Origin of the sequence: Veillonella sp. CHU594 (genome assembly GCF_003992265.1) — a bacterium.
Lineage (GTDB): Bacteria > Bacillota > Negativicutes > Veillonellales > Veillonellaceae > F0422.
The window spans coordinates 88,568-103,321 of sequence record NZ_RQVB01000003.1 but is presented as its reverse complement, the minus strand read 5'-3'; the positions used below and the strand labels follow the sequence as shown (position 1 = coordinate 103,321).

General features: G+C 36.9%; 17 protein-coding genes. 1 reads left to right on the top strand and 16 read right to left on the bottom strand.

Annotated elements, in window-relative coordinates; all coding sequences use genetic code 11:
- Positions 1–69: 69 nt before the first annotated feature.
- From EO111_RS02195 to cobU, 8 genes are read right to left on the bottom strand one after another with little or no spacing between them, the layout of a single operon-like run.
- Positions 70–795, bottom strand: a complete 726-nt coding sequence (locus EO111_RS02195; protein ID WP_127010436.1) for a pseudouridine synthase — start codon at positions 793–795, stop codon at positions 70–72.
- Positions 785–1,429 carry a histidine phosphatase family protein gene (locus EO111_RS02190; protein WP_126940291.1) on the bottom strand — a complete coding sequence of 215 codons (645 nt, stop codon included), beginning with the start codon at positions 1,427–1,429 and terminating at the stop codon, positions 785–787. The genes EO111_RS02195 and EO111_RS02190 overlap by 11 nt, the downstream gene beginning before the upstream one ends.
- A gap of 11 nt (positions 1,430–1,440) precedes the next feature.
- Positions 1,441–2,538 carry a threonine-phosphate decarboxylase CobD gene (gene cobD / locus EO111_RS02185; RefSeq protein WP_127010434.1) on the bottom strand — a complete coding sequence of 366 codons (1,098 nt, stop codon included), beginning with the start codon at positions 2,536–2,538 and terminating at the stop codon, positions 1,441–1,443.
- Between the two features lie 8 nt (positions 2,539–2,546).
- Complete coding sequence (locus EO111_RS02180) at positions 2,547–3,425, bottom strand: GHMP kinase (protein ID WP_127010432.1); 879 nt, start codon at positions 3,423–3,425, stop codon at positions 2,547–2,549.
- A gap of 19 nt (positions 3,426–3,444) precedes the next feature.
- Entirely contained in the window at positions 3,445–4,182 is a 738-nt protein-coding gene (gene cobS, locus EO111_RS02175) for an adenosylcobinamide-GDP ribazoletransferase (RefSeq protein ID WP_127010430.1), read from the bottom strand.
- A 9-nt stretch (positions 4,183–4,191) separates the two neighbouring features.
- Positions 4,192–5,169 carry an adenosylcobinamide-phosphate synthase CbiB gene (gene cbiB, locus EO111_RS02170; protein ID WP_127010428.1) on the bottom strand — a complete coding sequence of 326 codons (978 nt, stop codon included), beginning with the start codon at positions 5,167–5,169 and terminating at the stop codon, positions 4,192–4,194.
- The gene (locus EO111_RS02165) at positions 5,169–6,689 is read right to left on the bottom strand and encodes a cobyric acid synthase (RefSeq protein ID WP_127010426.1); all 1,521 of its coding nucleotides are present in this window, start codon (positions 6,687–6,689) and stop codon (positions 5,169–5,171) included. The genes cbiB and EO111_RS02165 overlap by 1 nt, the downstream gene beginning before the upstream one ends.
- Entirely contained in the window at positions 6,682–7,269 is a 588-nt protein-coding gene (cobU, locus tag EO111_RS02160; RefSeq protein WP_062402824.1) for a bifunctional adenosylcobinamide kinase/adenosylcobinamide-phosphate guanylyltransferase, read from the bottom strand. The genes EO111_RS02165 and cobU overlap by 8 nt, the downstream gene beginning before the upstream one ends.
- A gap of 71 nt (positions 7,270–7,340) precedes the next feature.
- On the opposite strand from cobU, the gene EO111_RS02155 reads away from it, so the two are divergent.
- Complete coding sequence (locus EO111_RS02155; RefSeq protein ID WP_009353780.1) at positions 7,341–7,691, top strand: hypothetical protein; 351 nt, start codon at positions 7,341–7,343, stop codon at positions 7,689–7,691.
- 112 nt (positions 7,692–7,803) lie between these two features.
- Here EO111_RS02155 and EO111_RS02150 read toward each other — a convergent pair whose 3' ends face one another.
- The 8 genes from EO111_RS02150 to EO111_RS02115 form a co-directional block, all read right to left on the bottom strand.
- Positions 7,804–8,307, bottom strand: a complete 504-nt coding sequence (locus EO111_RS02150) for a cob(I)yrinic acid a,c-diamide adenosyltransferase (protein ID WP_009353784.1) — start codon at positions 8,305–8,307, stop codon at positions 7,804–7,806.
- Between the two features lie 64 nt (positions 8,308–8,371).
- Complete coding sequence (htpX, locus tag EO111_RS02145; protein ID WP_062402826.1) at positions 8,372–9,235, bottom strand: zinc metalloprotease HtpX; 864 nt, start codon at positions 9,233–9,235, stop codon at positions 8,372–8,374.
- Positions 9,236–9,313: 78 nt separating this feature from the next.
- Positions 9,314–10,243 (bottom strand): homoserine kinase, encoded by a 930-nt coding sequence (gene thrB / locus EO111_RS02140; RefSeq protein WP_127010424.1) that lies wholly within the window; start codon positions 10,241–10,243, stop codon positions 9,314–9,316.
- 10 nt (positions 10,244–10,253) lie between these two features.
- Positions 10,254–11,546: a homoserine dehydrogenase gene (locus EO111_RS02135; protein WP_127010422.1), complete on the bottom strand. Its 1,293-nt coding sequence runs from the start codon at positions 11,544–11,546 to the stop codon at positions 10,254–10,256.
- An 18-nt stretch (positions 11,547–11,564) separates the two neighbouring features.
- Positions 11,565–12,017 (bottom strand): ACT domain-containing protein, encoded by a 453-nt coding sequence (locus EO111_RS02130; RefSeq protein WP_062402832.1) that lies wholly within the window; start codon positions 12,015–12,017, stop codon positions 11,565–11,567.
- A 2-nt stretch (positions 12,018–12,019) separates the two neighbouring features.
- Positions 12,020–13,018, bottom strand: coding sequence for a lysylphosphatidylglycerol synthase transmembrane domain-containing protein (locus tag EO111_RS02125; protein ID WP_009353790.1), 999 nt, complete (start codon positions 13,016–13,018; stop codon positions 12,020–12,022).
- Complete coding sequence (locus tag EO111_RS02120; protein WP_127010420.1) at positions 13,015–13,881, bottom strand: ChbG/HpnK family deacetylase; 867 nt, start codon at positions 13,879–13,881, stop codon at positions 13,015–13,017. Before EO111_RS02120 ends, EO111_RS02125 begins: the two co-directional genes overlap by 4 nt.
- A gap of 59 nt (positions 13,882–13,940) precedes the next feature.
- Complete coding sequence (locus EO111_RS02115) at positions 13,941–14,747, bottom strand: RNA methyltransferase (RefSeq protein ID WP_127010419.1); 807 nt, start codon at positions 14,745–14,747, stop codon at positions 13,941–13,943.
- Positions 14,748–14,754 lie beyond the last annotated feature (7 nt).

Here is a 14,754-nt window from a genome sequence, read left to right as displayed (position 1 = left end):
CGCCTCCTTAAAAAGCATCAACTAATGATACCATATAATGCATAGATATGACAAATTGAATAGATTCGATTAAACAATTTCTTTTTCTTCTTCTGTTAAATCTATGAATGTGCCCACTTCTTCAATAGAATCAAGGGTAATTCTATCGATAGCAATGCGTTGTAAGTACGTTACCGTCCCACCACAGGCACCGATCATACGTTTCACTTGATGATATTTCCCTTCGTAAATAGTCAATTCACAGGAGTGAATGATTTCACCAAACTCATTCATCACTCCTTCATCATTGTGAAGCGATAGTTCTGCCGGCTTACACTCTGTACCATCCCCTAAAACTATACCAGCTTGTATACGTTGTATGCCTTCATCTGATAAAGCCCCACTATATTCTACATAGTAAGTTTTACCAATATTTTTTTTGCCATGAATAATTTTATGAGCCCAAGGACCATCATTGGTTAATAATAACAACCCTTCTGTATCTTTATCAAGTCGTCCCACAGGGAATACCTTCAAAGTTTGAAACTCTTCAGGAAGTAACTCCATGATAGTAGGATCTGTAGAATCTTCTACAGCTGTTACATATCCAGCTGGTTTGTGAAATTTAATATAATATTCTAATTGTGCTTGTACAACTTGATCTTGAACCGTAACCACATCTACATCAGGATTGATATGCATGTCTTTTTTCTTAACAATACTATCATTTACCTTTACAAGACCCTGTTTGATTAAATCATGCACTTCTTTTCTTGTACCAAAAGCCTTATGGGCTAAAAACTTATCAATCCTCACCGTAACCACCTTCTCTCACATGAGTATGAGATGTATCATTTAATATACAAATACGATTATAAGGAGATTGGTCACCCCAGAAATCCACCACACTAACGGCTGTATTCCCCTGTGCTAGCCGCCATAAACAATTCAGTGGAATACCCGTTAATGCACATAATAATGTACGTATGGTTCCTCCGTGACAAACTACCAATAACCTCTCACCATCCTCCATACGCGCTAACTCTTCTAATAAACGAGTATAGGCACGTTCTTGCACCATTTCTACTGTCTCCCCATTAGGAATTGGTTTCTCTGATGGATCTTCATAAATAGCTTCGATTTGGCCAGGCCAGCGTTCATTAATTTCAGAATATGTTAAGCTTTCCCAGTCGCCAAAGTTAATTTCCCGTAATCCTTCTGTAAAAGTGGTAGGAATATAACGACCTTTTAGAATTTCTTCAGATGTAACCCTAGCTCTTACTAGGTCTGAAACGATTGCTCTATCAAAATGAACATCTCGTAAGGCATCACCCACATCTACAGCTTGGGCCATACCTTTTTCATTTAAAGGTATATCACTAAATCCTTGGTGCTTTCCTAGATGATTCCAATCCGTTTCACCATGGCGGACAAAGTAAATTTGTATCATAGTATCTCCTGTTATAATGTAAAATATGCTCGTAAAGCTTGCAATAATTGTTCATTTTGCTCTCTTGTTTTGACAGCGATACGAAACCAATTGGGGCCTAGCCCAGTATAGTGAGAGCAGTCTCTAATTAATATAGATTGATGATACAAGTGCTGAATCATATCTTCTAAAGAATACTGATCATCTAGATGACAGAGAGTATAATTCACAGATGGTTCAATGCACTGTAATACATCCATCTGTACAATCTTCTTATATAGCCATTCTTTTTCTTGTTTTAGTACTGTCCGAGTCTCTTGTATATAGTCTGTATCTTGTAAGGCTTTTTCACTATATATTTGCGCTAAATGATTTACAGTCCAAGATGGAATATGAGATTTAATGAAGTTAATAATCATAGGATTTGCCATCATCGCCCCAATACGTAGACCGGGAACTGCGTAAAACTTAGTTAAAGAATGTACAACTATCACATTGTCATACTCTTTCACATAGTTTCGCATAGAATAGTCATCCCCTAAAAAATCAACAAATGACTCATCAAACACTAGATAGTGACCATTTTTCTTGCAAACTTCAATTAATTCACGACTTTCATGTTTCCACAAGGTGCCACATGGATTATTGGGATTCCCAATAAATACTAAGCGATGCTTAGACTGATTTAAATCATGTAATATCGTTGTTAAAGGATAGGAAAAGCAAAATGAATCCGCATCAAATTGTAATTCATATTCTATGAATGGTAGGCCACACGAATGAGCACCATGGCTATACTCTGAAAATCCAGGAGCTGGCACATACACAGCTTCTATTTCTGGCAATCGGCATATGGCATAGATTAATTCAGCTGCACCATTACCGAAAGCAATGTATTCTTTTGGCATATCCCACAATTCGGACGTGATAGCAAAAAGGTTCGTCATGTCTGGATCTGGATAATGTATCACATGTTGAAATGCCTCATTCATAGCATCCATCCCCTTGGCGCTCATACCCAAAGGGTTAATATTGGCACTAAAATCTAAAATCTGATCTAAGGAAGTATCTAATAGTCGACTCGCTTTATGCACATTACCACCATGCACATTCGTTTTTTTCACCATCATAACCTCCTTTATCGTTCCATGAAAGTAATTCCTTCATTCGTAGTTTCTACTATATCTATGAAGGTAAGATTTGGTAATTCCTGCTTTACTCGTTGCAAGCAGTGTACAATACTTGGTGAGTCTGGGGGAAATAGCAATCCCAGTACAGTTCCACTATGAGCAATAATCGTTCCTATTGCATTACACTCTACCCCAATTTGATGTAATGCATATAAGTTTACCTTATGCAAAATACGTTGATTGCCAAAAGAACTAATGGTAGAGGCCTCACCAATAAGTTTCACATTATGCTTATGTATACCTTCTTTAAATTTTGCTAAAGCTTCTACCATCAACTCTTCTTTTTCATCAATTAAAACATCTAAATTTTGCTGATGATTAAATTGTACCGTATCAATCGTACCGCCTTCATCAAACATGACGATTCGGATGGGTGGACATGTGCCTAATAATTCACAACATGTACCATTTAGATAATCGAACTGAACAATACCAGGGTAAAAAGGAGCATCTGTAGGTTCGATTGATAAGCAGATTGAGGCCAATTGCTCCATAGAAAGATCGTAGCCATGACTTTTTGCTGTAGCCATAGCTACTACACTAATATCTGCACTACTAGAAGCCAATCCTTTTCCTTGTAAAATATCGGAATGTAAATATACAGGCTTCGCCGTAGATCGATCGATTCCCAAAGTATCCAATACCGTGATGTAAGCTTGATAGGCCTTTGACTGTAAAGAAATCGATGAAAGAGGAAGTGGATATTGTACATCACCAATGGCATAAGAATAGCGATTAATAGGACAGGTTACTAGAAATCGTTGTCCTTTTATGGAGCCTTGAATAAATTCTCCACAAGTGCCTGGCGTTCTTACATAAAATGCCAACTCTACTTCCTCCTTTCATTTATATAACACTTACAATAATTGCGCCTAAAATGATAAAAATTTCTGATAATTCACATACAAATCCATACGTGTCCCCTGTAGTCCCTCCTAAATGTTTTGTCACATAGGAGTTAATAATAAGGTTAACTAAGAGGGCAATAACAAATAAGTATACATATAACCACTCATAATACAATATAGGTAATAATGCTAATAGGGTCGCTACTGGTAAAGCATACTTAGGAGCATTGTCTGCAAAAAATTTACCGATTCCTTCTGGTCTTGCATAAGGAAATTTTTGAATACTAATCACCATAGTATATCGACTTAACAGAGGCATACTGACCAAGACTAAAGGGACTACATAGATTGGTAAATTAACTAATAGTTGCCATTTTAAAAGGGTTAAAAATACAAAGCCTACTACTCCATTACTCCCTACTCGGCTATCTTTCATAATCTCTAATTTACGTTCCCGATCTCGTCCTGAAAATAAGCCATCACAGGTATCCATAAATCCATCTGCATGAAGTCCACCAGTAAATAGAAATTCAAAGATAACTAACATAAGCATCAGTAAGGATATCGGAATATACGAATTTGCTAAGGCATAAAAAGCCCACATAAAGACACCAATGACAAGACCTACTAAGGGAAAATAGGTAACGGATGCGCCAAAGTCTTCTACTTTCCACTCTGTTTGGTTTACAATTTTTAAGCGTGTTAAAAACTGAAGTCCTACAAAAAATCCTTTCATTTGCCACCTCTACCATTGATTAATTACATACGTACTGACCATTGTTAACGCAACACCCAAGATAGAAACAGTATACATCAAATATATAGTTTGATAAATGTGTTTCCCTACCATAGATGTTATAGGGTCTCCCATATAGGCCCGAAAGGTGACTTTGTCATGATACACATTTTGTCCACCTAACCGAATATGTAAAGCCCCTGCTACGGGAGCCTCTACATAGCCCCCATTAGGACTAGGATGTTTATGCGCATCACGAATGGCTATACGGATGGCATGTTTCCAATCTTTGCCACAGAGAAAAGAAGCTGTCACAAATAAAACACAAGTAATACGTGCAGGAATATAATTAACTACATCATCTAAGCGGGCTGCAAAACGACCAAAGTATAAATAACGCTCATTTTTATAGCCTAACATGGAGTCCATCGTATTAATAGCTCGGTATCCAATGGCGCCCCATGGACCTAATAGGACAAACCAAAATAGAGGGGAAATAATGCCATCTACTGTATTTTCCGCTACTGTTTCAATGGTAGCACGAGTAATTTCGCTTTCATCAAGTTCACTAGTCTTACGACCTACAATCCATCCCACTTTACGGCGTGCTTCAGATATATCTTGTTTTCTCAACAAATTAGCAATTTCTATGCCTGCCTCTGCTAAACAACGAGGGCTAATAGCAATGTATAGGCACAATAAGGATACTATGAAATAGCCGATTGGATGTATGGTCCCTCCTATAAATAGGAGCCCTGTAACAATGACCATCACAGTCATTAAGACTAGTAGTACAGTAGATATCCCTAATAGTATTTGATTCCTTGGAATTGTATTCTTTTTATACAATAGATGTTCATAGAAAAAAATACAATTACCAATTAAAACAACAGGATGGTATTTACTTCTAGGGTCACCCACTAAAGTATCTAACAAAAGTGCCCCTAAAGGAATAAAATAAAGAAGATGGTGTATAAACCATTCCATTAGTCTTGCTCCCATAATGATTGAATATATTCCATATCTAAATGTTCTTCTACAATCTTAGCTAATCGATTATAGGCAGCTTCTTTATGTTCAAAGTAGCGGAATACAATATCTAATGGCTCTAATCCTTTTTTTGTACGCAATGCATTCAGGATTGAGCGACGTAATCCATCATTATCTAAAATGCCGTGAATATATGTGCCCATCACTTGACCATTACTAGTGACAAAACCATCGATCACATCTACCTTAGCATCACTACGCTTTTGAATATGGAAACAACGTTCTCCTGCTCCTACTGGCTGTGTATCTCCCATATGGATTTCATAGCCTACAAGATTTTCACCACTATAGTTAGTACCTAAGAAAGATAAATCCTTTACATCAAAACAAACTTGATGTGTTAATTTTTCAGTTTTCATAGTAGTAGCTGTTGGAAGCAAACCTAAGCCTTTTAATTCAGGAATATCCCCTTCAATCCCTTCTGGATCATAAAGCATTTCTCCCAGCATTTGATTACCACCGCAAATACCCAATACAGGTACCCCAGTATTTGCTAAGTCGTGGATATCTTTATCATAGCCATGCTCCTGTAAGTACGATAAGTCAGCTAATGTGTTTTTAGAGCCTGGTAAAATTACCATATCTGGATGACCAATTGGCTCCCCTTGTTTCACAAAACGAACAGATACATCTGGTTCATAGGCAAGAGCATCAAAGTCTGTAAAGTTAGAAATTTTAGGAGTTTGCATGACCGCAATCGTAATCTCCTTAGATACTCCTCTATATTTACTTTCTAATGCTACAGAATCTTCTTCATCAATATCAAGGTTTTCTATCGCCGGTACTACACCTACTACTTTTTTACCTGTTTTTTCTTCAATAAAATCCAATGCAGGTTGTAATAATGTGACATCACCTCTGAATTTATTAATGATAATACCTTTTACTAGATCTCTTTCATCTGGTTCTAATAATTCTAAAGTACCCACCACAGATGCGATAGCACCACCACGATCAATATCTGCAATAAGCATGACAGGAGCCTTTGCTAACTTAGCAACACGCATGTTTACAATATCATTAGCTTTTAAATTGACTTCCGCAGGGCTACCGGCACCTTCAATGACAATCATATCAAAATTTTCATCAAGATATTGTAAACTTTCTTTTACTTTATCTAAGGCTGTTAAGGAGTATTTTGTATGGTATTCTCTAGCGCTATACACACCTACCGGTTTGCCCATTAACACAACTTGAGAGGACTGATTGCCTGTAGGTTTTAATAGGACGGGATTCATTTGTACAATAGGCTCTAAACCTGCTGCTTCCGCTTGTGCTACTTGGGCTCGCCCAATTTCATCCCCTGCTTTGGTAACATAGGAATTTAACGCCATATTTTGTGCTTTAAAAGGTACTGTTTTATATCCCTTATTATGTAAAATGCGACACATTGCTGTAGCTAAAATACTTTTACCTACATTAGAACTGGTACCTTGAAACATAATTTTTTTAGCCATGGTTGCTTACCTCCAATGCTTTTATATCTATTGTCATACCACTGATTGTCATATATGATTCATCAGCCTCTGCTGCTACCATTCGATTGACACGTCCCATAATATCTCTAAAAATACGAGCTAATTTATTCTCTGGAACAATACCTAAGCCAATTTCATTGGTCACAAAAATAACCGTCTTTTCATTGTTTCCCTTGTAGGATCGAATCACATCAAGTACAGCTTGTACTTCTGAAAGTATAGCTCTTTCACGGCAATTTATATCTTCCTGAGATGTAAATTCACCATCTTCTAATAATAGATTAGTAGTCCACATCGTTAAGCAATCTACTAATACCACAGAACATTCACCTAAAATTTGTTGAATCTCTTTACTAATGGCACAAGGGATTTCATAATTGTTCCAAATCATTTTCCGTCGTTCTTGATGTAAATGAATACGATGCTTCATCTCTTCGTCATAAGCTTGCCCTGTAGCAATATATCCTTTTTGTCCTTCTTTAGATAAAGCTAGTGTTTCTGCAAACTCACTTTTGCCACTACGGGCACCACCTGTACAAAATATTATACGATTTTTCATAGTATACCTATACAAAGTTGCCCTTTATCAGTTATCATATGTACTATACGTTCATTATAAAGGAGACAACTATGGAATTATTAAATTTAGACATCCAATTAATGGCTACTCTATGGGAAAATACCTATCGTGCAGCCATTAAAGATCAAAATGGAAATTATGTAGCCTCTGTACGCATTATCGTAAATGTTCCACTTTCACCAGACCGTTTACCACCCAATGCACCAAAAGCAGATCCACAATTATTTGTATTGGTAGAAGACGCTGTGATGGAATCCGAAGATATCATTCAGTTTGAAACTTTATTATCCGTACACATCCGAGAAAAATTTAAAAATGAAATCGATCAGATCTATTTCTTCTATCCAAGCCCTGAAGATGTGCTAAACAAAACTGTAGATGTACAAGAAGTACAACATTAATCACAGTAACTACATACAGTATTATAGCACATCCAAGAAGATTTGATAGAAATAATCTAAGAGATACTAAAAGGAGGTACCCAACATGGAGTACCTCCTTTTATATCGTATACTATTTCACTTCATCTTCTACGCGCGCTAAGATAAATAGCAAGTCGGATAAACGATTCAAATAGCGAAGATTCGACATATGAATCTCTTCTGTTTCTCCTAACTTCCATAGGTCTCGTTCTGCACGGCGAACGATGGTACGACCTAAGTGCAAGAAACTGGATGTTTTACTATCACCAGGTAAAATAAATTTAGATAATGGCTCTAATTGTTCATCAAATTTGTCGATGATCTGTTCTAAATTAGTCACATGCTCATCTGTAATAGTAGCTTCTTGTCCTAAACTAGAGATATCAGCCATAATCATCCATAGTTCTTTCTCAAGTTGCAATAATGTGTCTTGTACTACCTTTTTGTCAGAGTACGCACGAGCTACTCCAAGAAAAGCTTGTGCCTCGTCAATTGTTCCATACGTACAAACACGTTGAGATGCTTTACTTACACGTTCACCAGTATATAAACCCGTAGAACCTGCATCGCCTGTTTTCGTGTACACTTTTGCCATGGTATACCTCCTTAACAACTAGAAACCTTACGATCTCTGTAACATAAGATGTGCATTGCTCCCTTTATATGTGACTCGCTATCTCACGCAAACGTTGAATACGACTTTCTGTAGATGGATGCGTACTAAATAATTGAGTCATAGTGGAAGAAATTCCACTTAAAGGATTAATAATAAACATGTGTGCTGTAGATGATACGCGGCTTTCGCTTTGACCAGGAAGCACACCAAATTTAGCATAATGCTCAATTTTGGCTAATGCGGATGCTAAAGATAATGGCTTTCGACTCATCATCGCCCCTTCTTCATCTGCTAAATACTCACGAGATCGTGAAATAGCCATTTGAATTAAGCTAGCTGCCAAAGGTGCTAAAATGATAGTGCCAATTAATGCTAAAGGATTAGAATTCTCCTCATCATCACGGCCCCCAAAAATAGCTGCCCATTGTAACATATTCGCCACCATAGCAATAAATCCTGCCATACTAGCTGCAATAGTACTAATTAATGTATCTCTATGTTTCACATGAGAGAGTTCATGAGCTAGTACACCTTCAATTTCATCATCTGTTAATAGTTTCATAATACCCGTTGTCACAGCCACTGCTGCGTGCTCAGGGTCGCGGCCTGTAGCAAATGCATTAGGTACTTCTGATTCAATAATATACACCTTTGGCATCGGTAATCCAGCATTATGAACTAATTTTTTTACTATTTGAAAAATAGTAGGGTTGTTTTGCTCTGTAATTTCTTTTGCATTATAAGCCCGCAATACCATAGATGCACTATTCCAATAGGTATAGAAGTTTATTCCTAAAGAAATAACAAACATTAGCATCATCCCTGAATGCCCACCTACCATTTGACCTATAACCATCAGTATTCCTGATAATAATGCCAATAAGGCTGCTGTTTTTATATGATTCATGTATTCCTCCTACTTAGTTTTTTATAGAATGTATATACTTAGTATAGCATACAAAATGTAAAAGAATCATGAAGTTTTTTATTCATATTTAATTTTTACAACTTTAGCGCCCTCACGGTCTGCATGCAGTACGAAACGGCGACAGTCAATATCGTTGTTCATAAAGACCGAACTCATAGCATCTGCCACTGTCACTGCATGTTCCGGAGAACAATAGGCAATTAAGGTTGAGCCTGAACCACTAATAGTAGAGCCATACGCACCATGATCCTTAGCTGCCTTAAATACATCATCACAATAAGGAATCAAGGTTTTACGATACGGTACATGTAGATAATCCTGTAATGCTACAGACAAATTATCCATCCTATTTTGTATCATGGATCCTACAAATAATGTAGCAAATCCTACATTGGCAACAGCTTCTTTATAGCTTAACTCCGTTGGCAATACACTTCGTGCATACGATGTTTCTACAATTACTTCTGGTACTACCACAGCAAAGGTTAAATTACTTGGTACATCGATATGGGAATGGAATACTGTATCATTCCCACCAACAGCACAGACTAAATTCCCCATAATAGCTGGCGCTACATTATCAGGATGCCCTTCCATATCATTGGCAATGAGCAATAATTGATCTTTATTTAAAGGTTCTTGTAAATAGGCATTGGCTAATAGCAACCCACCCACAATGGCAGTAGAACTACTGCCAAGACCTCTTGATGGTGGAATTTGTGTATTAGAATGAATACGACCATAAACAGGTGCAGCATTCACTTCTTTAAATACCCTTTCCATGGCAATACCCACTAGATTTTGGCTATGGTCTTCTTTCTCCAATAAGTCCGCCCCAAACCCTTCAAAGGTATATGTATTAGATGTGGCCTCTTTGTCAGGTTCAAAGGTAAATACATTATATAAATTTAATGCTACTCCAAGACAATCAAACCCAGGCCCGCAATTAGCACTCGTAGCCGGCACTTGCACCGTAATAGATTTCATGAACACTCCTTTATTCAACCATGATGCGGATGACACTCCCCACTTCTCTAACTACACGTAAATGGTTGAAAGAATCAATTAGATTTTGAATATACGCATGAGGACATTTAGAAGTAATTATCGCTAATGTAGCAGTATCATTATCTGCTTTACGTTGGATAACAGAATGAGCAGAGATGCGTTGTTCTGCTAATTTGGTAGCTACTTTTGCTAATACACCTGTTGAGTTATCCACAGTCATACGAATGTAGTAAGCAGATTCAATTTTACTAGAACTATACATTGTTTTTTGCGGATAATAGAACTGCTTCATTTCCCCTGTTTTTCCTTGTACTACATTACGAGCTACTTCCATCACGTCACTCACGATAGAACTACCTGTTGGTAAGCTACCAGCTCCACGACCGTAGAACATAGCCTCATCAAAACCATTACCACGTAAAAATACAGCATTAAAAGAACCCCGTACAGAGGCTAATGGATGGGTGTTTGCAATGAAGGCAGGATGTACATTTAAGGACAGACCTTTTTTCGTTTCTCTCGCAATACCTAACAACTTAATAGTATAGCCAAACTCTTTGCCAAATTGGATATCACTAGCATCAATTTGCGTAATCCCTTCACAACTTACATCTTCAAAGAAGATACGTTTATTAAAGGCAATAGAACCTAAAATAGCTAATTTACGTGCTGCATCATAGCCTTCCACATCAGATGTAGGATCTGCTTCTGCATAGCCAAGGTCTTGTGCTTCTTTTAGGACTTCTTCATAGCCTAATCCATCTTCACTCATCTTAGACAAAATAAAGTTAGTGGTTCCATTTAAAATGCCCATAATTTCTGTAATTTGATTACTGCCGAAGGAATCATATAAGGCGCGGATAATTGGAATCGCCCCTGCCACACTCGCTTCAAAGCGTAAGTCCACATGATGCTTCGTAGCTAGCTCCATTAAATAGGGACCAGCTTCCGCTAATAAATCTTTATTAGCAGTCACCACATGTTTTCCAGCAATAATAGCTTCTTCAATGCAAGTACGGGCAAAGGTAGTCCCTCCCATCACTTCCACTACAATATCTACAGATGAATCCTGTAATATTTCTTTATAATCTGTTACAAATGTAACGGTTGCAGGTAGTGCAACATGACTATATTTATCTGGATTTCTCACATAAATTTTATCTACAGTCACAGGTACACTAATACGATTTTGTATGACATCTAAATTTTTAGTCAATAATTCTACTGTACCTTGTCCAACTGTACCAAAACCCAAGAGGGCAATCTTAACGCCTTGCTTCATTCTTTATCTCCTTAAGCACTAGGCTTGACCAATTAGTTCCACCTTAATAACTCCCTCTAATTGTCGTACTTCGTGCAATACATCTTCTACTGGTAATGTTAATTCCTTTGTTTCAAAAGAAATATTTACATGTGCTACACCTTGTAGCGGCAAATTCTGATTAATAGTTAATACACTGCCATTATAATCTGCAATAATCCGTAAAATATTAGATAGCATACCAGACTCGTTAGAAATCAGTGCATTAATTGACACAATTTTACCTTGTGAAAGTTCATAAAATGGAAATACATAATCTTTGTATTTATAATAAGCAGAACGACTTAAGTCCATTTTTTCAACAGCTTCATTAATCGTTTTAGCCTCTCCTAGTTGTAAAATAGATTTTACTTTGATCGTTTTTTTAATCGCTTCTGGTAAGATTACTTCATTCACTAAATAAAATTTGTCTTTTTTGCCTTTCACAGCCATAACTACACCTCTTCACTACTAGTGGAAACGGAACTTGCGATGTGTTGTCCATATAGAGTAAATACGGAATACATACCGATAAAAAATGGAACATATTCTGCTACAATCCGCCACGCCACTGCAACTAGCCCCACCGTTCCAATTGGCACAAAAGAAGCAAATAAATACACAAATAATCCTTCTGCAACGCCTGTTCCACCTGGTGTAGGAGCAAAATATAAAATTAAATTTAATAAAATCATACGATTTAAGATTTCAACAATACTAATATCTGAAGTAAACGCATACATCAATGCTGGCGCAATAGCATATAAAAATAATAAGCTCAATGCAGACTCAATAAATACGATAAAGGATTGCATAGGGTTTGCATATAATAAACTAAGCCCCCCATTAAATTCATCCAGCTTAATGAGCCAACCTTTTGGGTTTCCTTTTTTTGTTATCTTACATATCCAAGTTACTAAGCATTTCATAAGTCGCGTTTGTAATAGATACATTCCCATAAATGTTGAAATCACAACAAAGATTGATATACCTATCAATTGGGAATTAGTAATATATGGTACATCGATAGGCTCTGTTACCAGAATAAACGGTAACATGATGATTAAAAATAAAATAGAAAATACAGTTCGCACTAACACAATAGGTGCTGCTTTTCCGATAGGTACATGATAAGACCGTAAAATCAAAGCCTGTGCTACCGCACCACCACTAGCACCAGGTGTTAGCATAGCCATAAAATAATTACCAAATATAACTCGTAGAATAGCAATTAGGGATAAACTATATCCACCCATACGTACCAACCGTTGTAGCCGCAAACCATCAAAGTACATACCTAAAGCAAGTGCTACCATTGCCAACAATAAAGATGTAAAGTTAAATGTACCTAATGTAGCTAATGAATCTAAATCAATTGTAAAATAAATTGTTATACCTGACACAATAAGGAGTAAAAATCCAATGAAGATTCCTCGCTTTGCCATGGTGCTCATGAGCGTTCTCCTTCAGTCCATTGTCCATAATGGATGAGACTAATATCATAAGTACCAATATATTCTTTTACTCTAGCAGATGTCATAGCCGCTCGTTCCTCATCCCAATGATAGCCCCAATCATACAAGGATCGGAGTGTATGATTATCTTTACCAGGATGTGTCATAATTTCATGGACCCCTTGTTTCTTAGCAACCTTTTTTAAAATTGCTAACAAAGATTCTTCCCTCAATTGACCACCATTCATCATACCCCAAAAATATAGGGGCGATGAAAATCCAAAATCACGAGATGTAGTGTAGGCTTGTTGTGTGATAACCGTTAGCCCTACTTTACCAATCCAACGACCTAGTGAAGACACACCATTCATTAAAAATGGAGTTTCATCGGGCATACGAATCTTAGTTAAACCATAGCGCTTCATTTGTTCTGCCACTATAGGCAACACTTGTGGTAGTACATGCATATGTTGATGTCCATCTACATGTGTTATAGGTAATCCTGTAGACATTACTTTTTGAAATTGTGCTTCAATTTCTTTTCGTAATTCAGAACCTTTTATACGTCCGGTATACAGCCGTTTTATAAATTCTGTGTGTGTCATAGGAAATTTACCATCTATCAGTAGACTTGGAACTTCTTTAGGATCACAGACTGGTGAAAGCCCTCCGACCAAGCAAACATGTAATCCCACACCTAGTGTGGGCATTGTCTTAGCTAATGATAAGGCATCCTCAAAATAGTTTCCAGATGCCAATAAAGACGTACTTGTTACTATTCCTTGTTGATGACTTTCTAGGATTCCTTCATTAATAAGAGGATGTAAACCAAAGTCATCTGCATTCACAATTAGACGTTTCATAGTTACCTTCCTGTACGCACTAAATGGATAATTGTATTCTTATTCTACCAAAATTATTGCTATTTGGATAGACAAAGTTTTCTTTCTTGTACTTTATACATGCACAAAGCTCCAGCTATGGCAACATTCAGAGATTCCATAGGACCATACATGGGGATAGAAATTCGCTGTGTAACCAACTGTAATATATCCTCTGAAATACCATTTGCTTCATTTCCTAGAGCAATCATAGTGGCCCCTTCATAGCTTAGTTCTCCATAGTTAACACTATCTTCTAAAACAGTTCCATACAATTTGATTCCTTGCTCTTCTATAAGCTTTACTACACTATCTTGTGTGACATTTGTATAAATCGGTAATTTACACAATCCGCTCATAGTACTACGCACTGTTTTTTCATTGTATATATCTACCGTATTAGATGTTAAAAACATAGCTCTTACACCAGCACCAACAGCAGTTCGTATTAAAGTTCCTAAATTGCCTGGATCTTGTACTCCATCAATGAGTACATATAGACCATTCTCTTTTACACGAAAATCTTCTAGTCGATGTACTTTTTGACATACTACAGCAATTATCCCTTGTCCATGAACTGTTGTTTCAATCCCTTTCCATAGGTTATCTGAAATGGAAAATACCTGGACGTCATAGATGTCACATAAGGATAGCAATGGCTCTAACTGTTCCTGTTTTATGGATTCTATGTTGACAATGACATACCGTACTGTACCAGTAGGCAGCATATCCAGTACAGTACGATATCCTTCAGCTACAAATTCCTGATGCGTAGTACGATATTTTCGTTTATATAATTGTACAATGTGCTTAATTTTTTTATTATCTCGTGAAATAATATCTTCCATAATACCC